Source organism: Nocardia aurantiaca, from assembly GCF_009708175.1.
Lineage (GTDB): Bacteria > Actinomycetota > Actinomycetes > Mycobacteriales > Mycobacteriaceae > Nocardia > Nocardia aurantiaca.
Genome location: NZ_WMBB01000004.1, coordinates 382,705 through 403,986, shown reverse-complemented (window position 1 = coordinate 403,986; position 21,282 = coordinate 382,705). Strand labels below are relative to the sequence as shown.

Below are 21,282 nucleotides of genomic sequence, written 5' to 3'. Positions count from 1 at the left end.
CCACACCGTCTGGTTCGAACTGCACGAAGACCTCATCGGCCTGTGCGGCCTGACTCGCGCGGACGAGGCGGCGGCCGGCCGTGCCCACTGATTCCATGCCCGCCCGCTGGATCGACTTCGCCCAGATCGACAATGTCCGCGATCTGGGCGGACTTCCGGTAATCGACGGCGGTACAACCCGTTTCGGCATCGTTCTGCGCTCGTCCACTCTGCAACAGGCCACCTGCGACGACCTGTCGCACCTGGTCGGGAAGCTGGGCCTGCGCACGGTCATCGACCTGCGCCTGCCCGACGAGGTGGAACGCGAGGGTTACGGCCTGATCGCCGACGCCGACCTCCGCATCGCGAGCCTGCCGATCCGGAAGTCGCCCCGATCCTCGCTGGCGGCACGCGATCTGGTCCCGGACAAGACCCGCGTCGACCTCACCGAGCTCTACGGCCAGCTGCTCGGCGGCAGCGGCGAGCACATCGTCGAGGCCGTCCGCCTCATCATCGACCCCGACCGCCACTCGGTCTTGTTCCATTGCGCCGCGGGCAAAGACCGCACCGGCGTCCTCGCCGCAGTGCTGTTGGACGCGGTAGGTGTCCCCGCCGAAGCGATCGCCCACGACTACGCCCTCACCAACGAGCGCATGCAGAGAGTCCGCGACCGCCTCGACGCTCTCCCCTCCTACGAGGGACTCCCGCGAACCGACACCGGTATCCTCGCGGTCTCCCCGGACGTCATGCTCGGCTTCCTGAAGAACCTCTACGCCGAACACGGCGGCGCTGCCGAATGGCTACTGGCCAACGGTCTCTCGGCCCCCGAACTCCGGCGCCTCCGCGACACCCTGATCTCCTAGTTCTCGGGTGATGAGTTCGGCGATCCGGTCGGCCTCGGCCTCGCGCAGCTTATCGAACCGCCGCTGCGATGCGATTCGCTCGAGGGCGGGGTGTCGCGCCACGCGCGGCTTTCGAAAGCCGCATGCGCCGCCGCCATGGCGCGGTCCACGTCGACGGGTTGCGCCTGCGCTGCTCGCCCGATGACCGATCGATCGTGCGGAGAGAGAACCTCCAGCGTCGCGCGACCCGCCGCCACATCTGTCGATCGACGCCGACCATGACGTAACCATCCACTACGTCGGTCCGATCAGGGCGTGCACGCGGCAGCGATAACCGAGAGCCGCTCGAACTGGTTGTCGGACAGCGGTATCCGGGCCGCGGCGACGTTCAGTTCCAGCTGGGCAGGGGGATGGTGCTCGGAGCCGGGTTCTGTGCGGCCAATCGCATTGCGCCGTAACCGATTCGGTTGACCGTGAGCTCTGACGAAGTCCTACTCGGTCTCCGGCAGCAGCGACCGGACCCCCGGCGGGAGGCCGCCACTCGCGGCGGCCTCCCGGACGAACCTCTCCAGCGTGGCGCGGAATGCTCCGGCCGCGTGCGTGGGGGTGACATCCTTGCGATGAGCGAGCGCGACCGTACGGTGCAGTCCGTGCCCATCGCGCCCGCTGTCGCCCGACAGCGGAATCCCGCGCAGCCCCGGCCGTCCGGCCAGCACCGTACTCGGCACGACCGCCATCCCGAGCCCTACCTCCACGAACCGCAGGACGGCATCCATCTCGCCGCCCTCGACGGAGAAGCGAGGTTCGAAACCCGCGTTCCGGCAAGCCGCGATCGTCGCTTCCCTCAGGTCGTATCCGGGCCTGAACATCACCAGCGGCCGGTCCCGCAGGTCCATAACGCGCAGGCGGGGACGGTTGGGCAGCGAAGTGTCGTCGATCCTGGCGGTGACGACCAGATCCTCGCGCAGGATCGGTGTGGTGGCCAGCGGGGTGTCCTCGGCGAGCGGCAGGATCACCAGGGCCGAATCGAGTGCCCCCCTGGTCAATTGCCGCACCAGATCACGCGAGCCACCCTCCTCCACCAGCAACCTGATCCCCGGGTACGCATCGTGGTAGCGCCGCAGGGCATCGGCCAGCAGACCGGAACAGAGCGAGGGCGTCGCGCCGAGGCGCACCCGCCCGCGCCGCAGTCCCGCCAGCTCCTGTACCTCGAGACGCGCGGTATCCACATCGGCCAGGATCCGGGTGGCCAGCGGGAGGAGCGCCTCACCCGCCGGAGTCAGGGCGATATTGCCCCGGGCGCGGCTGAAGAGCGAGGCGCCGAGCTCGGTTTCCAATGTCCGGATCTGCTTGGACAGTGAGGGCTGGGCGACGCCCAGCGCGTCGGCGGCCCGGGTGAAGTGCTTGGTCTGCGCCACGGCCAGGAAATACGACAACTGCTGCAACTGCACAGGCGATAGCCTAGGACTATGAACTGCGGCTCTATGATTCCGAGGCGATGATCACATCCGGGTCCGCGGTTCCGTGTGAAATCCTTCACGCCCCGAATTCACTACTCGCGGTCGTAATTCCGGTCGCAGCTCGGTCCATAGACCACGGTCATGGACACCAGATCGTCGCGGACTTGGACCGGCCGCGCGGGCCGGACGTACTTTCCGCTGGTGGCTGTCGCAATACCTGAGCTCTACCGCACGACGGTGGGCAAGAAGGCCGTGATGGCGGTGACCGGGGGCATTCTCGTGCTGTTCCTGGTCGCCCACATGGCCGGGAATCTCAAAGTGTTTCTGGGCGCGTCCGATTTCAACCACTACGCCGAGTGGCTGCGCACGGTCGGGGAGCCTGCGCTTCCCCATAGGGGGTTGCTGACGGTAGTGGAGGTCGTCCTCTCCGCCAGCGTGATCCTCCACATGTGGTCGGCGATCTCGCTCGCCCGCACGGCGCGCCGGGCCAGGCCCGTCGGGTACGCGGCGAAGAAGAAATCGCAGGCTCACGGTTACGCCGTCCACACCATGCGGTGGGGCGGTGTCATCATCGCGCTGTACCTCGTCTGGCACCTGCTGGATCTGACCTTCGGCGCGGTGAATCCCCAGGGCGACAACGCGACTCCCTACGAAAAGGTGGTCGCCGACTTCGCGCCGTCCCACTGGTACGTCACGCTCTTCTACGTCGTCGCCGTGGTCATGGTGGGCCTGCACCTGCGACACGGGATCCGCAGCGCCGTCCAGACCCTGGGTTCGGCCGGGCGCGGCTACTCCCGCTACGACCTGTTGGCGGCCGCTGTCTCGACCCTGCTGGTCGTCGGCTTCCTCGCCGTCCCGATCTCCGTCACCTTCGGATGGGTGAAATAGCCATGAACGAAAACCTTTTCAGCACCGGCGAGCCGATCGCCGACACCGCGGCGCCGGCCGGGCCGATCGCCGATCGCTGGACCACGCGCAAGTTCGAGGCCAAACTCGTCAACCCCGCGAACAAGCGGAAGAAGACGGTCATCATTATCGGCACCGGTCTCGCCGGAGGCTCGGCCGGGGCCGCGCTGGGGGAACAGGGCTATCGCGTCATCCAGTTCTGCTTCCAGGACTCTCCGCGCCGGGCACACTCGATCGCCGCGCAGGGCGGGATCAATGCCGCCAAGAACTATCGCAATGACGGCGACAGCGTGCACCGCCTCTTCTACGACACGGTCAAGGGCGGCGACTACCGGTCGCGTGAGTCGAACGTGCACCGGCTGGCCGAGATCTCCAACGCGATCATCGATCAGTGTGTGGCGCAGGGCGTTCCATTCGCGCGCGAGTACGGCGGCCTGCTCGACAACCGATCCTTCGGCGGCGCCCAGGTCTCGCGCACCTTCTATGCCCGCGGCCAGACGGGGCAGCAGTTGCTGCTGGGCGCGTACCAGGCCCTGCTGCGGCAGGTCGACGCGGGAACCGTGGAGCTGCACGCCCGGCACGAGATGCTCGACCTGATCATGGTCGACGGGGCGGCGCGGGGCGTGGTGGTGCGTAACCTGATCACCGGCGCGCTCGAGTCCTACACCGCCGACGCCGTGGTGCTGGCCTCCGGCGGATACGGCAATGTCTACTTTCTGTCGACCAATGCCATGGGCTCGAACGTCACGGCCTCCTGGCGGGCCCACAAACACGGCGCGTATTTCGCCAATCCCTGCTTCACTCAGATTCATCCGACCTGCATCCCGGTTTCGGGGGAGCATCAGTCGAAACTGACGCTCATGTCGGAGTCGCTGCGCAACGACGGTCGGGTGTGGGTGCCCCGAAACGCTGGAGACCACCGCAGACCCGCGGACGTTCCCGAGCACGAGCGCGACTACTACCTCGAGCGCATCTATCCCGCCTTCGGCAATCTGGTTCCACGCGATATCGCCTCGCGGGCGGCCAAGAACGTCTGCGACGAAGGGCGCGGCGTGGGGCCCGGCGGGCTCGGCGTCTATCTCGATTTCGCCGACGCGATCCGGCGGCTCGGGACGGAGGCGGTGAAAGCCAAGTACGGCAACCTCTTCACGATGTACGAGCGGATCACGGGCGAGAACCCGTACGAGATGCCCATGCGCATCTATCCCGCCGTGCACTACACGATGGGCGGGCTGTGGGTGGACTACGACCTGCAATCCACCATTCCGGGACTGTTCGTGATCGGTGAGGCCAATTTCTCCGACCACGGCGCCAATCGGCTCGGGGCCTCGGCGCTCATGCAGGGCCTGGCCGACGGCTACTTCGTCCTGCCGACCACGCTCGGCGACTATCTCGCCCGCGGTCCGGTCGGGGAGGTTCCCGCCGCCGCGGTCGAGGCGGCCGAGACCCGGGTCACCGCGATGATCGCGAAGCTGCTGTCGATCCGCGGCGACCGCACGGTCGACTCCTTCCATCGCGAACTCGGCCACATCATGTGGGAGTACTGCGGCATGGAACGGACCGAGGCGGGTTTGCGTAAGGCGCTCGCCCTGATTCCCGCGCTGCGCGCGGAGTTCTGGGAGCGGGTCACCGTGCCGGGCTCCGGGGACGACCTCAACCAGTCGCTGGAGCGGGCGGGCCGGGTGGCCGACTTCCTCGAGTTGGCCGAGCTCATGGTCATCGACGCCCTGCACCGCACCGAATCCGCGGGCGGGCACTTCCGCGCCGAGTCGCAGACCGAGGACGGCGAGGCCCGCCGAGACGATCGGAACTTCTCCTACGTCGCCGCGTGGGAATGGAACGGCGGCGAGCCGCCGACGCTGCATCGGGAAGCGCTGACCTACGAGTACGTCCAGCCGAGCACGCGCTCCTACAAGTAAAAGGAATATCGAAAGTGAAACTCACACTGCGTATCTGGCGGCAGCGCAGCTCCGGGGACAAGGGCGGGTTGGTCGACTATCGAGTGGAGGTCTCGCCCGACGCGTCATTCCTGGAAATGCTCGATGTCCTCAACGAACGGCTCGCCGGTGCGGGCGAGGAGCCGATCGCCTTCGACCACGACTGCCGCGAGGGGATCTGCGGCGCCTGCTCGCTCGTCATCGACGGCGCCCCGCACGGCCCGGAACAGGCCACCACCACCTGCCAACTCCACATGCGAAAGTTCTCCGACGGCGACACGATCACGGTCGAACCGTGGCGGGCCAAGGCTTTTCCCGTCATCAAGGATCTGATGGTCGACCGCTCCGCCTTCGACCGGATCATCCAGGCCGGCGGCTACATCACCGCGCCGGCCGGCACCGCCCCCGAGGCCCACTCGATCCCCGTGCCGAAACCCGACGCGGACTTCGCCTTCCAGGCGGCCGAGTGCATCGGCTGCGGAGCCTGCGTCGCCGCCTGCCCCAACGGCTCGGCCATGCTGTTCACCGCCGCCAAGGTCACCCACCTCGGCCTCCTTCCACAAGGACAGCCCGAGCGGTACTCCCGCGTCGTCGACATGGTCGAAGCCCACGACGAATCCGGCTTCGGCGGCTGCACCAACACCGGCGAGTGCACCCTCGCCTGCCCGAAGGAAATCCCCCAGGACGTCATCGGCCGCCTGAACCACGACTTCCTACGCGCCGCCCGAAAACCCCGCTGACCCGTTCATTCAACTTCCGACCCAGCAGCAGGGCGAGGTCTAGGGTTCGCAGCGAGAGTTCCGGCGTGAGCCCTTCTCGAGTGGAATCGGGGCAAATCAACTCCTGGGCGGAGGACGGATATGGTCGGCGTGCGGGCGGGGGAGTTCCGGCACATCTATGACCCGAGCGAACCTGATCGGCGCTGGTACATCAACGATCACACCCTGATCCAGGATGCGGATGGGCGCTGGCATCTGTTCGGCATCACCCATCCGGAACCCCCCGACCCGTTCGACGAGACCGAGTTCGCGCACGCCACCGCCGACGACCCGCACGGCCCGTGGACCAAGCACCCGCCCGCCCTGACCGTGGACCGCGAGCGTGGCGAGACCCACCTCTGGGCACCCTTCGTCGTCCACGACGGCGACCGCTACTTCATGTTCTACGACGGCGGCGGAACCGACCGCACCGCAACGGGTATGGGCCTGGCCACCTCGACCGACCTCTTCCACTGGACCCGGCACCCGGACAGCCCGGTGTTCCGCGACGGCTACGACGCCCGTGACCCCATGGTGCGGCGCATCGACGATCGGTGGGTCATGTACTACTGCGCCACCAGCGCCCCCACCGGCGGTAACCACATCGTCGCCTACCGCACCAGCCCGGACCTGCTGCACTGGAGCGACCGGCGCATCGCCTACACCGACCCGGCCACCGGAACCGGCGCGGGCAATACCGAATCTCCGTTCGTGCTGCGCCACGCCGACGCCTGGTATCTCCTGATCGGTCCGCGCCCCGACTATGCCGGCACCGAGATCTTCCGCAGCGACAACCCTTTTCACTTCGACACGTCCGACCGCGTGGGGCACGTCCCCGCCCACGCCGCCGAGGTGATCACCTACGACGGCGCCCATTGGATCACCCACGCGGGCTGGGGACAGGGCGGAGTCGCGCTGGCCCGCTTGCTCTTCGCCCGATGACGGAGCGCTTCCCGCTTGACCCGAAAATCCGATTTCGGGCGTGGCGTGCGGTGTGGCCTGCGATTCTGTTCGGTGTCGAGAGTCCCACCCAATGCGGGGAGGCAGGCACGATGGCTCGAATCGGTGTGATCAGTCTTTCCGACGGCCGCGATTACGTGCACGGCGGCATCGTCGGATTCATTCGGATGGCGGAGGATCGGCTCGTCACCGAGTTGACCGCCGCCGGGCACACCGTGATTCGCGGGGTGGAACCCATCGGCGGCAATGACCAGGCGGTGACCGTGGCCCGGCAGGTGGCGGCGGCCGGGGTCGACCTGACCGTCCTGCACTACGCGGTGTGGGCGTTCCCGCACTTCACCATGCTGGCGGCGGGCGCGCTCAACGGGCCGCTGCTGTTGTTGTCCAATATCGATCCGGTGCAGCCGGGCATGGTGGGCATGCTCGCGGCGGGCGGCGCGCTGGATCAGATCGGACGCGAGCACACGCGGCTGTGGGGCGACCCAGCCGATCCGGAATTGATCGCGGCCATCGGGGATCGCGCCCGGGCCGCGGCGGCGGTGGCGAGTCTGCGCGGCAGCACCTTCGGGCGCGTCGGCGGGCGGCCCATGGGAATGAACACCGCCGTCGCCAATACCGACCAGTGGCAGCGGCTGTTCGGTATCGATGTCGAGGAGATCGACCAGTGGGAGATCGTGCGCCGATCAGAACTCGCCGATGCCGGTGAGGCCAGGGCGGCGCGAGAATGGCTGGAGCGCAACGCGGCCGGGGTCCACTACGACGGGCGCAAACTGACGCCGGAGTTGCTGGAGCGGCAGATCCGTTCGTATCTGGCCATGCGGGATCTGATCGCCGAATGGCATCTGGATTTCTCCGGAATCAAGGCACAGCCCGAGCTGACCCAGTACTTCGCGACCATGGACATCACCGAGGCCTTCCTCAACGACCCGTACGACTGGAACGGCCCCAAGCAGCCGCACGTGTGCGCCACCGAGGCGGATATGGACGGTGCGCTGACCATGCAGCTGCTCGCGCAGATCGCCGGTACCCCGGTGCTTTTCGCCGATGTGCGTCACTATCACTCCGATCGCGACATCTGGGATCTGTGCAACTCCGGTCAGCACGCCACCTGGTACGCGGCGCGCAGTGACGACCCGGCGGAGAACCTGGCGCGGGTGCACCTGTATCCGGAGGTGTTCTTCTTCCCGGCGGGCGGCGCGTCGGTGCATCACCTGGCCGCGCCCGGGGAGATGACCCTGGCCCGGCTCACCCGCCGCGACGGGTCCTACCGCATGCAATTGATGCTCGGCGAGTTCGAGGTCTACGACCAGGCCACCAATGAATCGCTCATGAAGCAGTCCACCTGGGAATGGCCGCACGCCTTCGCCCGCCTGGACGCCGATGCCGGGGATTTCCTGTCCCGATTCGGGGCCAATCACATTCACGCCGTCCCGGGTGACCATCGCGCCACCGTGCGCGCGGCCTGTGCGCTGCTGGGCGTCACCCTGGACGAATTCAGCAGGGCGAGCTGACATGCTCCTCGGCATCGATATCGGCACCTCCGGATCCAAGGGCGTCCTGGTCGACCATGCGGGCCTGGTCGCTATGAGAGCCGAACGACCACACCGGGTTTCGACTCCGCGACCGGGTTGGGTGGAACACGACGCGGAGACGGTGTGGTGGGCGGATTTCGCGGCCATCGCCCGCGAGCTGGTGACAGCCGCCGAGGGTGAGCCCATCGACGCGCTCGCGGTGAGCGGCATCGGACCCTGTCTGCTGCCGGCCGACGCGTCGGGCCGCCCGCTGCGCCCCGCCATCCTCTACGGCGTCGATACCCGTGCGAGCGTCGAAATCGAGGAATTGGAGGCGGAATTGGGTGCGCACACCGTGCTGGAGCGGTGTGGGTCGCCGCTCACCAGTCAGGCCGTCGGGCCGAAGCTGCGCTGGCTCATGCGGCACGAGCCACAGGTATGGCAGGCCACCCGAATGCTGTTGATGTCCAGCTCGTTTCTGGTTCATCGCCTCACCGGCCGCTATGTCCTCGACCATCAGTCCGCCAGTCAGTGTGTGCCCATGTACGACCTGATGGCCCGTGACTGGGCCACGGACTGGGCGGAATCCGTCGCTCCCGGCCTGCGATTACCCGAATTGGCCTGGCCCACAGAGATAGTCGGCCATGTCACCGCCGAGGCCGCCGCGGCCACCGGCCTGCCCGCCGGCCTGCCGGTCACCACGGGCACCATCGACGCCTGGGCCGAGGCCGCCGGAGTCGGCGTCCGCGCCCCCGGCGACTGCATGATCATGTACGGCACCACCATGTTCCTCACCCAGGTGCTGACCGACCCCAACCCCCAACCCGGTCTGTGGACCACCTGCGGAACCTGGCCCGGCACCTATACGGCCGCGGCCGGCATGGCCACCTCGGGCGCGGTCACCGACTGGCTGCGCACCCTCACCGGCGGCGAGTTCGCCGACCTCATCGACGAAGCCGCCCACGTCCCGCCGGGCAGCCGCGGCCTGCTGGTCCTGCCCTACTTCGCCGGTGAACGCACCCCCCTCTTCGATCCGGACGCGCGTGGCATCATCGCCGGACTCACTCTGACCCATCAGCGCGCCGACCTCTACCGAGCCGTCCTGGAAGGCATCGGCTACGGCGTCCGACACAATCTCGAGGCCATGTCCGCCGCCGGTACCCCCGCCACCCGCCTGGTCGCCGTCGGCGGCGGCACCAAGGGCGGCCTCTGGACCCGCATGGTCTCCGACATCACCGGCCTCCCCCAGCAACTTCCGGCCGACACCGTCGGCGCCGCACTGGGCGACGCCCTCCTCGCGGCCGAATCCCTGGGCCTGGACACCTCCACCTGGAACCCCATCATCACCACCATCGACCCCGACCCCCGCACCACCGCCCACTACGGCCCGTACTACCGCCACTACCGGTCCCTCTACGACGCCACCAAGGCCACGGCCCACTTTCTCGCCCGAGAGCAACACCGCGCCGCCCCCTGAGTCCGCTGTCGCGTCGGTAGACTGTCCCAGACGTCAGATCTCGATCGAGGGAAGCCGATATGACGACAGACGAACGCACTATGTTCCCGGCGTGGTTCGACCGCCTCCAGGCCAGATACATGAACCCGGTGGTGCGCCCGTTGGCTCCCTACCTGCCTGGTTTCGCCGTTATCGAACACCGTGGGCGCAAGTCGGGACGGCCATATTCCACACCGGTCAACGCTTTCCGGTTCGACGGCAAGCTGTGCGTGGTCATGGGGCACGGCCGGACCGACTGGATCAGGAACGTCCTGGCGGCGGGCGAGGCGGACGTCGTGCGTGCCTCCCGCCGCCATAAGCTCGTCAACCCGCGCATAGTCGCGCGCGGCGAGGCGGGTCCGGACCTCCCACTGCCCGCCCGCCTCGCCGCGCGTCGTCTCCCGCTCTTCATGGCGGATATCCAGCCCGCCTAGCTTTACCCGGCCATCAGTCGGCTGATCGGGGCGTGGCCTCCGAGAGTTGGCTCGAGACCCCCGGTGATCGGAGCCTGCCTCGACAGGTGGGGAAGGTGATGGCGGGCGAGGATGCGTGCTCCGCGTGCCTCCGAGAGAAGTCAGGCATGCCCGAAAACGCGCGACCGGGCGCAGAGAACCGATGTGGTCACGGCTTATTGCCAGATGGCCGTGTCGGGGTCGATCCCGTGGGTGCGAGCGGACTCGTCGATGATCTGGCGGAACCAGGAGGCCAGGCCGGCTCGAATGCGGTCGTAGTGGGCGGAGAAGCCCGGGTCGGAATCGAACATCCTTCCCAGACACACCTGCATCTGTCGCGTGAGCGGGAAGAAGTGGGAGAAGACCTCGCGATGGCGCTCGACGAGCGCGTTCGCCTCTGGACTGCCCGGAGCGACGCCCTGGTCCAGGGCGTCGCTCAGATCACGCTGGAGAGTGGACATCGTGTCGGAGAGCGACTGCCACTGCGCCCGCGTACGGGAAGCGGAGCGTTCGGCGAACTGCGCCCACTGCGGGGAATTTCCCCAGACCACGCGGGCCCGACCGGAACCGCGTGGGTCCCAGTCCGCCCCGAACGTTGCCGACTGCTCGTCGTCGCTCAGGAGGATTCCGCGTTCGTGCGCCTCGGTCATCCGTTGCAGGCGTTCGTCGAGCTGTTGCAGGTCATGGATCCGCTCGGCGAGCCGGGAACGCTGCTCACGTAAGGTGGCGCCGATCTCTGCGGTGGCGTCATCGAGCACTTCGCGGATCGCATCCAACCCGAGCCCGGCCCCCCGATAGGCGACGATTCGGTGCAGACGTTGCAGGTCCGCGCCGGTGTAGCGGCGATACCCCGAGGTGGTGCGGACCGAAGGCGACGCCAAGCCGATCTCGTCCCAGTGATGCAACGTGCGGACAGTCACCCCCAAGAGCTCGGCGGCCGCGCCCACCGCGACACCGTCGTCGAGCTCGCGATCAGCCATGAACACCTTTGTGACCTCCACCCGCTGTATCCGGGGCGACGATCCCGACCGATGCGAGATCGCGTGCCTCCTGGCTGTCGGGATCGAACTGCTTCGCCGCTGTGAACACGACCCGCGCCCGTTCGGGGGTGATCACTTCGACGTCGCGAGTCTTCCACGGAGTATCACGCGGTCCGGTCACGCTGTCGGGCACGAGTCCGGTACACGCCTCGATGAGGCGATCGATCTCGTTCAACACGCACGCGAAGCTCACGCTCATCGCCGGCACCTCGGTCTCTTCGCGGCCCGCCGCCGCGGGGACGAGCAGTACATCCTGGAACGCCCACCGGCGTAGGTGGACCACCCGTCCGGGAATGCTGAACAGCTCGATGAAGCCGAGCCCTCGCACCCAGAATTCTGTCGACGCCGCCAGGTCGGATGTTGGAATCGTGACGAACGCTGGCATCGCGTAGATGCCGCGAAACACCTCCGGCGCAACCGCCTCCGGACCCCGCTCGGATATGGGGCTCGTCTCGAACGCGTTGAAGAATTCTTCACTCATGCGTTGCACCGTCCACCCTCACGCAACGTGAGGGTCAAGCCGAGTCCCCAAATCCGGTCCTATCGCTGCGAGGCGACCAACGTCGTGCCGGGTCACCCAGAGCGGCGGGTCAGGAGGCGGCGGCGAAGCCGGCGCGGAGGTCGGCGAGGATGTCGTCGATTCCTTCGATGCCGACGGCCAGGCGGATCAGGCCGGGGGTGACGCCTGCCGCGAGTTGCTCTTCGGGGGTGAGCTGGGAGTGGGTGGTGGAGGCGGGGTGGATGACGAGGGAGCGGACGTCGCCGATATTGGCGACGTGGCTGTGCAGGGTGAGGGCTTCGACGAAGCGTTTGCCCGCGTCGACGCCGCCGGCCAATTCGAAGCCGATGATGGCGCCGACTCCCTTGGGGGCCAGCTGTTTTCCGCGCTCGTACCACGGCGAGGACGGCAGGCCCGCATAGGAGACGGCCGTGACTTCGGGTCGCTCGGTGAGGAATTCGGCCACCGCCTGGGCATTGCTGACGTGCCGCTCGAGGCGCAGGCTGAGGGTTTCCAGGCCCTGGCTGATGAGGAAGGCATTGAACGGAGAGATCGCCGAGCCCAGATCACGCAGCAGCTGCACCCGCGCCTTGAGCGCGTAGGCGGGTGCGCCGAGATCGGCGTAGACCACACCGTGGTAGCTGGGGTCGGGCTCGGTGAATGCGGCAAAACGTCCACTGCGCCAATCGAAGGTGCCGCCGTCCACGATCACGCCCGCGATGGCCGCGCCGTGCCCACCCAGGTACTTCGTCGCCGAGTGCACGATGATGTCCGCACCGTGGGCGAAGGGCTGGATGAGATACGGGGTGGCCACGGTGTTGTCGACGATGAGCGGAATTCCGTCACCATGCGCGACCTCCGCGATGCCGGGAATATCGAGAATGTGGTTCTGCGGATTGGACACCGTCTCCCCGTAGAAAGCCTTGGTGTTCGGCCGGATCGCCGCCCGCCACTGGTCGAGGTCGTCCGGATCCTCGACGAAGCTCACCTCGATGCCCAGCCGCGGCAGGGTGTACCGGAACAGGTTGTAGGTGCCGCCGTACAGTCGCGGGCTGGACACGATGTGGTCCCCGGCGCCCGCGAGATTCAGGATCGCGAAGGTCTCCGCCGCCTGACCCGAGGCCAGCAGCAGCGCGGCCACACCGCCCTCCAGCGCGGCGATCCGCTGCTCCACCGCGTCCTGGGTGGGATTCATGATGCGCGTGTAGATGTTTCCCGGCTCGGCCAGTCCGAACAGCGCGGCGGCGTGCGCGGTGTCGCGGAAGGCGTAGGAGGTGGTCTGGTAGATCGGCAGGGCACGGGCGCCGGTCGCACTGTCGGGCGTCTGCCCCACGTGGACCTGTTTGGTCTCGAAACTCCAGCTGGCGCTGGGGTCTTCGGGCAGAGTGGATTCGGTCATCGGGGGCCTCCGGTGGGTTGGCGAGTTGCTGCTATGGAATGACGAGTGTCGTCTCGACCGGGGTCCGGCCGGTGGTGAGATCCAGGACCGGGCAGTGCTCGTCGACCGCCCGCTGCAATTCGGCGTAGCGCTCGGCGGACTCCGGTCCGCTGATTCGCACGGTCACGCGCACCGCCTGGAATCCGGGGCGCACCGTGTCGTCCAGCCCGAAGAAGCCGCGCACATCCAGATCGCCCTCGGCGTCGATGGCCAGATCCTCGATGGCCACACCGAGCCGCTGCGCCCAGAACCGGTACGTGACCACCTGGCAGGCGATCAGCGAAGCCAGATACACCTCCACCGGATTCGGCGCGGACCCCGCGCCACCCAGCGCCGGCGGCTCGTCCACCCGAACCGTGTACCGTCCCAGGGCGACCGCGCTCCCGACGGTGCCCTCCGGCGTCCCCGAGGCCCGGAACACCACCGTGGCCTGCGCGGGATCGGTTGCCACGGCCCGGCCGGTCGCCTCCACGATATCGTTCAACGGCGTGCTCAGCTCAGTCGTCATAGCGCGTGAAGCTACGGCCCAGCCACCCGTGTCGACGATGGTTATGCTCGCCGTGAGCACAACTGTGGCTTCTGGACCAGCGTCGGAGCAACCTGCCGGTCATGTGATCGTTGCCAACTGGACAACCGTTCGGCAGACAGGGTGACCTCCGGATGGTATGACTTCCCCGTGGCATGGACTTTGCGGCTCAGCGAGGACGAAGAAGCTGCGCTGAGTGCGCAGGCGGCGACGGAAGGGCGATCGAAACACGACATCGCCCGGGACGCCATCCGGAACTACATCACGCGGCACAAGACATGGGATGACTACCTGTCCGACGGTCCGGTCGTCTACGGGTAATAGCTATCTCGAATCTCGGTGTAGCGCTGGCGGACAGCGGCGCCGATTCCCTCCGCCAAGGAATGGAATTCGGTGCCCGCGGCGGCGGGCCAGCGGGGTGGGCGCGGGCCGCCGTGCAGGGCCCAGGCGGCCTGGCGGGCGGCGCCGAGGGCGACGTATTCGCTCGGGTTGGGGACCGTCACGGTGCGGCCGAAGATGGTGGCCGCGGCATGCGCGATGAGGCGGGAGCGGGATGCCCCGCCGATCAACAGGATTCGACGCGGCACCGTCGGCAGCCGGTCCAGTGCCTCGGCGATATTGCACAGCATGCCCTCGATGGCGGCGCGGGCCAGATGATGCGGGCGCATGGTGTGCTGGCGCAACCCGTGCAGGCTGCCGGTCGCGTAGGGAAGATTCGGCGTGCGCTCACCCGCGATATAGGGCAGCAGCGTGAGACCGTCAGCGCCCGCGGGGGATTGGGCGGCCAGCACCTCCACCCCGGACAGGTCGGTGCCGAGCAGCACAGCGGTGGCGTCCAGCACCCGGGCGGCGTTGAGCGTGCACACCAGGGGCAGGAACGCGCCGGTGGCATCGGCGAAACCATTCACCGCGCCCGTGGGATCGGCGCTGGGCCGGGCGGCGCGGGTGAAGACGGTGCCGCTGGTGCCCAGCGAGACCACCACATCCCCATCCCCGATTCCCAAACCCAGCGCGGCGGCGGCATTGTCGCCGGTGCCCGCCGCCACCAGTCGCCCGCCGGGCGTGTGCCCCGCGGTCTCGGCGGGCGCCAGCACCCGCGGCAGCGCCGGACTGCGGCCCCGGAAGGCCATGGTCAGCAGGTCCGTCCGATAGGCGCCCGCGGCCGGTGACCAGTACCCGGTACCCGAGGCATCGCCCCGATCTGTGGTGGGCTCGGTGGCCGGATCGCCGCCGCGCAGTTGCCAGGTCAGATAGTCGTGGGGGAGCAGCACGCGAACCGTCCGGTCGGCCAACTCCGGTTCGTGATCGGCGAACCACCGCAGCTTGGCCACGGTGTGCGCGGCCAGCGGCACACTCCCCACCGCATCCGCCCACGCCTGCGGTCCGCCCAGCTCGTCCACCAGCTGCGCCGCCGCCTCCGCCGAGCGAGTGTCGTTCCACAGCAGGGCATCCCGCACCGGATGGCCCGCCGCGTCCAGGGCCACCAGCCCGTGCTGCTGTCCGGCCACCGCGATGGCCTCCACATCGCGCATCATGCGATCACATGCCGCCCGCAGCGCCTCCCACCACATGAGCGGCGGCACCTCGGTCCCGTCGTGATGCGGAATCTGACGGTGCCGCAGGACCGTTCCGGTATCGGCGTCACACACCACGACCTTGCAGGATTGAGTGGAGGAGTCCACTCCGGCAACGACCGTCATTGGTCCCCACCCTCTATCGTGCCGTCCGTCCGGGATGCAGCTGGATCTTGCGTCCGGTGCCCGCGCGGAAGGTCCGCAGGGCATCGCCGAATTCATCGAGGGCGAAGTCGTGGGTGATCACGGTGTCCGCGTCGATGACGCCCTCGCCGAGCAGATCCACGGCCCGTCCGAAACTGTGCAGCACGGCCATGGAGCCGACGATGGTGATCTCGTCGTTGTAGACGCGGAACGGTGAGATGCTGGCCCGCGCCGCCGCCGGGGCCACCCCGAACTGCTGGTAGGTGCCGCCGCGCCGGACCCGGGACAGCCCATCCTCGACGGCGGCCACCGTTCCGCTGCAATCGATCACGATCTCCCAGCCCTCGGGCCGGTCCATATCGTCGGCGGATACGGTGGCCGCGTCCGCGCCGAGCGTCCGCGCGACGGCCAGCCGGTCGGCATTGGTGTCCACCATCGACACCGACGCCGCACCCGCCGCGATGGCCAGTTGCAGCATGAGCAGACCCATGGTGCCCGCCCCGTAGATCAGATAGTGCGACCCGAGTTGCCTTGGCAGCACATCGAAGCCGTGCACCGCGCACGAGAGTGGTTCCACCAGTGCGCCGTGCGCGGGTGACAGATGCCCGGGCAGCCGATAACAGTTGGCGGCGGGCACTTTCACGTACTCGGCCATGGCGCCGTCCACCGTGTCACCGATGGCGCCCCAGTTCTCGCACAGGTTTCCGCGCCCGATCGCGCAGTAGTGGCAGCGCCCGCAGAACAGGGAGGGGTCCACCGCCACGCGGTCGCTTACGCGGACCCCGGCCGCGTCCGAGCCGAGCGCCACCACTTCCCCGGCGAATTCGTGGCCCGGCACGATCGGATAGGGCGTGGGCGGGAATTCACCCTCCACGATATGGATATCCGTACCGCATATCCCGACCGCGTCCACCCGGATCACCACCTCGCCCGTGCCCGGCGCCGGATCCGGCACGGATTCGACCGAGAACTGTCCGGGCTTCTCGACGACCAAGGCGCGCATAGCAATAACCATGCACCCGCGTGCCACGCGTTCGATGCGTTTTACGCAATAGCAATCGCAATCTTTCTGTCTTCCCACAATCGTTACGGGGATCCGTAGGGGATCAGGGGAGTAGGTGATACCAGAGGGCGGTCGAGGCCACATATGCCTGGTCCAGCGGTAGGTAGTGGCCGTCCTCGCGCCAGCCCAGTGCCTGCACGGTGGCGCGCAGCCCGTATTCGAAGCAGACGGGATCGGGAATGTGCCAGCGGTACATGCCGAATCGCTGGTGCGGTTCGTAGATTCGATGCGGCGGCAACACCTGTGGCATACCCAGATAGGGCGTGGAGTAGGGGCGGTAAGCGCCGTCGAGGTCGAAATTCCAGGCGCCGCCGAAATAATCCTCGGTTCCGGTGCCGCACAGGGTGGGGAATTCGGTGTCGTCGTCGAGATAGAACTTCAGCTCCCCCTCACCCCACCAACCCGCCGCCCGCGGCTGCACGGCCAGATACGTCCCGGCATACCGCCCGGGTCCGCCGTCGATCTCGACGATCGGATGCTCCGCCGGGGTGCCCAGCGGATCGGAGCAGCGCCACCGGGCATGCAGATACCCGGCGGCGCCGGGTAACTCCTCCTCCAGATAGGTGATCTGGTAATACACCGGTGCGGTCCGCTCGGCTCCGTTGTGCAGGGTGATCAGGGCGCGCGTGTGGAAGGGCATGGGCCAGTAGCTGTTCAGCCCGCCCGCGGGCGCGACCACCACCATGGCGGAGTTGATCAGCGCCAGGTGATCCCAGCCGTTGCAGAAGAAGTCGCCCAGCGGCACCGCGACGGCCGGTTCCGGCGCATCGTCCCAGTACATCTGGAGTGTGAAGTCGCGCAGCAGCGCGCGATCGGTGGTGAGCCACAGGTGCCGGATGACCCCGGGCCCGGAAATATCGGCGAGCGTGGCGGTTTCGCCCGGCGGGAGATCGATGGAGGGTGACACCTTCCACCCGCGGCCCAGCCCCGCCGCCGCGAACGCCCCGGTTCCGGAGATGGCACGCCCGCCCCCGCCCGGCTCGCCGGTGGGGTTCTCCGCACTCACCGAGCGGGTGCGCCGCCCGTCCAGCTGCCAGATCTCCTGCATCATGCGTATTTTCGCAGGTCGATCACGAATGTGAAGCGGACATGGGGCGGACATGTGAATGCCGACGCCGTCCCTCCGGGCTGTACGGCATCGGCGTTCCCGGAATTGCTTACTTACCGACCAGTTTGGACTTGAGTGCGGCAATGGTCGCATCGTCGATGCCCAGACCCTGCGACAGGAAGTTGCCGAAGGAGCCGAAGTTCTGCTGGACCGCGTCGAAGGCGGCGTCCAGGTAGTCGCGGTCGACGCCGAGCACCGGGGTGAACAGCGACGGATCGGTGACCAGTCCCTTGGCGACGAGGCCGTCCAGCGTGGCTTGATTGGCGGCGGCCAGGTTGTCGTTGGACGCCAGGTAGTTGTCGTAGATCTGACCCTTCGGCGCGCCCAGGGAGCTCAGCAGGATGGCCGACATCCAGCCGGTGCGGTCCTTGCCGGCGGTGCAGTGGTACAGCACCGGGCCGTTGGCGTTGGCGATCTCCTTCACCGCGGCGCTGAACTGCGAGCGCGCGGTCGCGTCGGTGACCATCCACGTGTAGTAGTCGACCATGAACTGCTTGCCCTTGCCGTTGCCCAGCAGCTGCTGCTGCACGACCGGGCCGCCCTGCACGGCTTTGGCGAAGAACAGGTAGAAGTCGTTGTTCGGATCGTAGACCGGCAGCGACTTCTCCGGGATGGAGGCCGGCAGCTTGTCCGGGTTCTGACCGCGCTCGGTCGGGCTGCGGAAGTCGATGATCTCGACGATGCCCGCCGACACCAGCTGCTGCTGCTCGCCGGCGCTCAGCTTGTTCAGCGCGTCGGAGCGGAAGACCGAACCATCCTTGACCTTGCCCCCGCCGCCCTGGGTCGGGATGTCGCTCAGGTCACGGGCATTCGGCGCGGACGGCAAGTCCAGCGAGACGCCCTTGGGCGTCTGCAGCACCGGGACGGGCGCGGCCAGCGCGGGGCTGACGGCGATCGGGGTGATGGCGATGAGCGCGGCGGCTACACCGCTGAGAGTGCCGCGTACGGCGCGCGAGATCGTCACTAGGGGTTTCCTTTCGATCACGGACCGGGTGTGGATGCCCCGGTCCGGGCTTCTGGCACGGACGCCGGCTTCCAGATGGGTCGTGGCGCTCGCGAGTCCGGGCATGACCGACCGGCCTCGGGCGCGAGCGCGGAAGCGCGCCCGAGGCGCGGATCGGAATGGGCCGGGCTATTCCGCGTCGGCCAGCAGCGTGACGGTGCCGGCGGCGCCGTCGACGCGGACGCGCTGGCCGTCCCGCAGCGCGGTGCTGGCGGTCTTGGTATCCACCACGCAGGGGACGCCGAACTCGCGGGCCACGATGGCGGCGTGCGAGGCCGAGCCGCCGATATCGGTGACCACCGCGCCCGCGTAGGCGAACTTGGCGGTATGGCCGGTATCGGTCACCGAGGCCACCAGAATGTCGCCCGGCTCGATGTCGTCGTCGAGGGTCAGCACCCGCTTGACGGTGCCCTCCACAACGCCGGGGCTCACGCCCAGGCCGGAGAGGGTGTCGCCGACCGCGATCGCGCCGGAGATCTCCTCCGGTTCCCAGTGGCCGTTGACGACATCGGGCATGCGCACGGCCTGGTAGCGGGTGCGCTCGGCACGGCGACGCGCCACCCGATCCTTCAGATCGGCCGGGGCCCAGAGCAGTTCGTCCAGGCTCAGGAAGGCCGAGTCCTCGATCTCGGTGAGCCTGCCCGCCTGCACCAGCCGCGCCGCGCGCTCCTGGGTGGCCAGGCGCAGGCAGTTGGTGACGCGCACGACGGCGTCGCGGGCGCGCTCGCGGTAGACGGTCGCGCCCACGGCCATCTTGGCGGTGCGGCTGGTCGGCTCCGGCACCGGCTCGCGGTGCGGCGCGGGCATTTCCGCGGCCCGCCCCGCGGCGGTGACCAGGAGTTCGGGGCGGTCGCCGAAGGTGGCGTTGATGAACTCGCACTCGCCCGGGCCACGGTGGCCGATCGTGGCCAGCTCCTGGTCCAGGGCCCGCGAGAACTCCGGCGACTTCTCTCGGGCCGCCGCCACATCACCGGTCTTGGCCAGCGCCTGCAGTCCGGCGTCCTCGCGGCACAGGGCCGCCAGCCGCTCCACTGCCAGCATGGTCTTGGCCGACTCCAAGCGGTTCAGGTCGATCTTGACCTCGCCCTTGTGGGCGGCGGTGGCCGCGCCGGTCATCATGACGCCGATGGAGGCGGCTTGCCACGCCTGATTGAGGCGGTCGCGCCAGAGCAGGGCGCGGGCGTGCAGCTGCTCGTCGGTGAGCTCCGAGATCTGGTCGCGGCTCAGCGCTTCCGCGTGCGAGGCGGCATTGATCAGTTCGGCGGTCTTGCCATAGCCGAGCGCGGTGGCGGCGACCCGGCCCATAGCCTTGAAAGTGCCAGCGCGGGCGGCCGTTCCGGTCGGCATGGCGGGACGGCCCTTGGGGTGCAGCTCGATATCGCCGATGGTGCCGTAGACGTCGCGCCGCACGCTCTCCTCGTCCCAGCCGGGCATATTCTGCGCGGAGAAGACGCCGATGGAGGCGTTGATGTACATGTGGTGGCCGAGCACGCTGGTCACGCGGGACACCCAGTGCTCCAGTGCGATTCCCTCGATGGCGATCATATGACCCATGGCCTCGTTGCCGAGCCGGATGGCGCCCGCCTGCAGATCGATGGTGAGCGGGGTGAGCGGGCCGGGCAGCGCCTCGGAGGTATTCGTGGCGGTGTAGACCGGGATGCGGTCGTCGACCATATCGTCGAACTCGCCCTGCATGCCTTCGGGCGCAGCGGATTTCAGAGCGTAGCCATCGGAGGTCGGAGCGTTCTGCGGCACCACGTGGGTGGGCAGCGGAATGGCGCCGCGGCGGTTGCGGAAGCCGGTGCCGCCGCTCTTGCGTCCGTGCAGGCCGCGCGCCACATCGGCGATCACCTCGGTGGCGGTCCAGCCGTAGCGGAAGCCCCAGTCCGCGCGGGCCGCGCTCGCGTCCACTCGGGTTTGCGACACCGACGACTTCGGAAGCCACGCACCGTATTTCACGCCCGCGTCGGCGAGGATCCGCTTGACGTCGGCGCTGGACACCTCGCCGGGCGCGGCGAGCTCGACCAGGCCGCCGCGCTGCGACAGCGCCGCCAGCACGAGGAAGCGCTCCAGGTCGTCGTAGTGCAGCACCTGGATGCTGCCCTTGCCGCCGCCGGTCAGGCTCTCCAGGGTGCGCCAGCCGCCCGCGTCGATGCGGCGGCCCGCCACCAGCGCGGTGCGCACGATGAGCGCGTCCGCGCCGCTGCCGGTCACGATCTTCTCGACACTCGAATCACTGCCCGCCGCAACGGGAACCACGAGGCGCGTCCCGGATTCCGCGGCCGCCTTCGCGATCGCCGTCACCGCCGGGCCCGCCAGGTGCACGATCGCGTCCACCCCGGCCACGGGCCGCGCGCACACCTGCGCGTCGGACACGTCGCCGATGATCACCTCGACCCGCGGGTCCACGTAGCGGTGCCGCTGCCGGTCCAGGCCGACCACCTCGTGGCCCGCCGCCAGCAGCATGCGCGCCACGGCACGGCCGCTCGGCCCGGTGACACCGGTGACCAGAATCCGCATTGACTCTCCTCCTCGTGCAGGCGTCCCCAACCACAATGACGCCGTTCACACCATCCCCATTGCCTCG

20 protein-coding genes are annotated in these 21,282 nt (G+C 68.4%); 9 read left to right on the top strand and 11 right to left on the bottom strand.

The window, feature by feature from the left end:
- The first annotated feature begins 80 nt into the window (after positions 1-80).
- Positions 81-842, top strand: a complete 762-nt coding sequence (locus GLP40_RS10625; protein ID WP_154787646.1) for a tyrosine-protein phosphatase — start codon at positions 81-83, stop codon at positions 840-842.
- On the opposite strand, the gene GLP40_RS35045 is transcribed toward GLP40_RS10625, so the two are convergent.
- Complete coding sequence (locus GLP40_RS35045; protein ID WP_407671565.1) at positions 839-1,078, bottom strand: aldehyde dehydrogenase family protein; 240 nt, start codon at positions 1,076-1,078, stop codon at positions 839-841. The two genes, GLP40_RS10625 and GLP40_RS35045, sit on opposite strands and share 4 nt — an antisense overlap.
- Before the next feature lie 234 nt (positions 1,079-1,312).
- The gene (locus GLP40_RS10615; RefSeq protein WP_328289972.1) at positions 1,313-2,272 is read right to left on the bottom strand and encodes a LysR family transcriptional regulator; all 960 of its coding nucleotides are present in this window, start codon (positions 2,270-2,272) and stop codon (positions 1,313-1,315) included.
- A gap of 210 nt (positions 2,273-2,482) precedes the next feature.
- On the opposite strand from GLP40_RS10615, the gene GLP40_RS10610 reads away from it, so the two are divergent.
- From GLP40_RS10610 to GLP40_RS10580, 7 genes are all read left to right on the top strand, one after another.
- Positions 2,483-3,169 carry a succinate dehydrogenase cytochrome b subunit gene (locus tag GLP40_RS10610; protein ID WP_328289971.1) on the top strand — a complete coding sequence of 229 codons (687 nt, stop codon included), beginning with the start codon at positions 2,483-2,485 and terminating at the stop codon, positions 3,167-3,169.
- A gap of 2 nt (positions 3,170-3,171) precedes the next feature.
- Positions 3,172-5,106: a fumarate reductase/succinate dehydrogenase flavoprotein subunit gene (locus tag GLP40_RS10605; RefSeq protein ID WP_154787644.1), complete on the top strand. Its 1,935-nt coding sequence runs from the start codon at positions 3,172-3,174 to the stop codon at positions 5,104-5,106.
- A 14-nt stretch (positions 5,107-5,120) separates the two neighbouring features.
- The gene (locus tag GLP40_RS10600) at positions 5,121-5,864 is read left to right on the top strand and encodes a succinate dehydrogenase/fumarate reductase iron-sulfur subunit (protein WP_328289970.1); all 744 of its coding nucleotides are present in this window, start codon (positions 5,121-5,123) and stop codon (positions 5,862-5,864) included.
- A gap of 120 nt (positions 5,865-5,984) precedes the next feature.
- Positions 5,985-6,824: a family 43 glycosylhydrolase gene (locus GLP40_RS10595; protein WP_154787642.1), complete on the top strand. Its 840-nt coding sequence runs from the start codon at positions 5,985-5,987 to the stop codon at positions 6,822-6,824.
- Between the two features lie 110 nt (positions 6,825-6,934).
- Entirely contained in the window at positions 6,935-8,353 is a 1,419-nt protein-coding gene (locus GLP40_RS10590) for an L-fucose/L-arabinose isomerase family protein (protein ID WP_154787641.1), read from the top strand.
- Position 8,354: 1 nt separating this feature from the next.
- Positions 8,355-9,830: an FGGY-family carbohydrate kinase gene (locus GLP40_RS10585; protein ID WP_154787640.1), complete on the top strand. Its 1,476-nt coding sequence runs from the start codon at positions 8,355-8,357 to the stop codon at positions 9,828-9,830.
- 59 nt (positions 9,831-9,889) lie between these two features.
- Complete coding sequence (locus tag GLP40_RS10580; RefSeq protein WP_154787639.1) at positions 9,890-10,282, top strand: nitroreductase family deazaflavin-dependent oxidoreductase; 393 nt, start codon at positions 9,890-9,892, stop codon at positions 10,280-10,282.
- 194 nt (positions 10,283-10,476) lie between these two features.
- Here the strand turns inward: GLP40_RS10580 and GLP40_RS10575 are convergent, their stop codons facing one another.
- The 4 genes from GLP40_RS10575 to GLP40_RS10560 form a co-directional block, all read right to left on the bottom strand.
- The gene (locus tag GLP40_RS10575) at positions 10,477-11,280 is read right to left on the bottom strand and encodes a MerR family transcriptional regulator (protein WP_154787638.1); all 804 of its coding nucleotides are present in this window, start codon (positions 11,278-11,280) and stop codon (positions 10,477-10,479) included.
- Complete coding sequence (locus GLP40_RS10570; RefSeq protein ID WP_154787637.1) at positions 11,273-11,821, bottom strand: VOC family protein; 549 nt, start codon at positions 11,819-11,821, stop codon at positions 11,273-11,275. The genes GLP40_RS10575 and GLP40_RS10570 overlap by 8 nt, the downstream gene beginning before the upstream one ends.
- Before the next feature lie 109 nt (positions 11,822-11,930).
- Positions 11,931-13,238 carry a bifunctional o-acetylhomoserine/o-acetylserine sulfhydrylase gene (locus GLP40_RS10565; protein ID WP_154787636.1) on the bottom strand — a complete coding sequence of 436 codons (1,308 nt, stop codon included), beginning with the start codon at positions 13,236-13,238 and terminating at the stop codon, positions 11,931-11,933.
- 31 nt (positions 13,239-13,269) lie between these two features.
- Positions 13,270-13,785, bottom strand: a complete 516-nt coding sequence (locus GLP40_RS10560; RefSeq protein WP_154787635.1) for an OsmC family protein — start codon at positions 13,783-13,785, stop codon at positions 13,270-13,272.
- Positions 13,786-13,953: 168 nt separating this feature from the next.
- Here GLP40_RS10560 and GLP40_RS10555 point away from each other — a divergent pair, with 168 nt between their 5' ends.
- Positions 13,954-14,124: a ribbon-helix-helix protein, CopG family gene (locus GLP40_RS10555; RefSeq protein ID WP_196054608.1), complete on the top strand. Its 171-nt coding sequence runs from the start codon at positions 13,954-13,956 to the stop codon at positions 14,122-14,124.
- Here GLP40_RS10555 and xylB read toward each other — a convergent pair.
- From xylB to GLP40_RS10530, 5 genes are all read right to left on the bottom strand, one after another.
- Positions 14,115-15,503, bottom strand: coding sequence for a xylulokinase (gene xylB, locus GLP40_RS10550; protein ID WP_154787633.1), 1,389 nt, complete (start codon positions 15,501-15,503; stop codon positions 14,115-14,117). The genes GLP40_RS10555 and xylB overlap by 10 nt on opposite strands.
- Positions 15,504-15,516: 13 nt before the next feature.
- Entirely contained in the window at positions 15,517-16,524 is a 1,008-nt protein-coding gene (locus tag GLP40_RS10545; protein WP_154787632.1) for a zinc-dependent alcohol dehydrogenase family protein, read from the bottom strand.
- A 103-nt stretch (positions 16,525-16,627) separates the two neighbouring features.
- Positions 16,628-17,632, bottom strand: a complete 1,005-nt coding sequence (locus GLP40_RS10540; protein ID WP_154787631.1) for a glycoside hydrolase family 172 protein — start codon at positions 17,630-17,632, stop codon at positions 16,628-16,630.
- 109 nt (positions 17,633-17,741) lie between these two features.
- A complete protein-coding gene (locus GLP40_RS10535) occupies positions 17,742-18,656 on the bottom strand; it encodes a tyrosine-protein phosphatase (protein WP_196054607.1) in 915 nt (304 codons plus the stop codon).
- Positions 18,657-18,824: 168 nt separating this feature from the next.
- Positions 18,825-21,215 (bottom strand): PEP-utilizing enzyme, encoded by a 2,391-nt coding sequence (locus GLP40_RS10530; protein ID WP_154787629.1) that lies wholly within the window; start codon positions 21,213-21,215, stop codon positions 18,825-18,827.
- Between the last annotated feature and the right edge of the window lie 67 nt (positions 21,216-21,282).

What these genes read in the sequence shown, in the direction of transcription:
- GLP40_RS10605 (WP_154787644.1), top strand. Translation starts at nt 3,172, where the DNA reads ATGAACGAAAACCTTTTCAGCACCGGCGAGCCGATCGCCGACACCGCG.
- GLP40_RS10595 (WP_154787642.1), top strand. Translation starts at nt 5,985, where the DNA reads ATGGTCGGCGTGCGGGCGGGGGAGTTCCGGCACATCTATGACCCGAGC.
- GLP40_RS10590 (WP_154787641.1), top strand. Translation starts at nt 6,935, where the DNA reads ATGGCTCGAATCGGTGTGATCAGTCTTTCCGACGGCCGCGATTACGTG.
- GLP40_RS10585 (WP_154787640.1), top strand. Translation starts at nt 8,355, where the DNA reads ATGCTCCTCGGCATCGATATCGGCACCTCCGGATCCAAGGGCGTCCTG.
- GLP40_RS10580 (WP_154787639.1), top strand. Translation starts at nt 9,890, where the DNA reads ATGACGACAGACGAACGCACTATGTTCCCGGCGTGGTTCGACCGCCTC.
- GLP40_RS10575 (WP_154787638.1), bottom strand. Translation starts at nt 11,280, where the DNA reads ATGGCTGATCGCGAGCTCGACGACGGTGTCGCGGTGGGCGCGGCCGCC.
- GLP40_RS10570 (WP_154787637.1), bottom strand. Translation starts at nt 11,821, where the DNA reads ATGAGTGAAGAATTCTTCAACGCGTTCGAGACGAGCCCCATATCCGAG.
- GLP40_RS10565 (WP_154787636.1), bottom strand. Translation starts at nt 13,238, where the DNA reads ATGACCGAATCCACTCTGCCCGAAGACCCCAGCGCCAGCTGGAGTTTC.
- GLP40_RS10560 (WP_154787635.1), bottom strand. Translation starts at nt 13,785, where the DNA reads ATGACGACTGAGCTGAGCACGCCGTTGAACGATATCGTGGAGGCGACC.
- xylB (WP_154787633.1), bottom strand. Translation starts at nt 15,503, where the DNA reads ATGACGGTCGTTGCCGGAGTGGACTCCTCCACTCAATCCTGCAAGGTC.
- GLP40_RS10545 (WP_154787632.1), bottom strand. Translation starts at nt 16,524, where the DNA reads ATGCGCGCCTTGGTCGTCGAGAAGCCCGGACAGTTCTCGGTCGAATCC.
- GLP40_RS10540 (WP_154787631.1), bottom strand. Translation starts at nt 17,632, where the DNA reads ATGCAGGAGATCTGGCAGCTGGACGGGCGGCGCACCCGCTCGGTGAGT.
- GLP40_RS10530 (WP_154787629.1), bottom strand. Translation starts at nt 21,215, where the DNA reads ATGCGGATTCTGGTCACCGGTGTCACCGGGCCGAGCGGCCGTGCCGTG.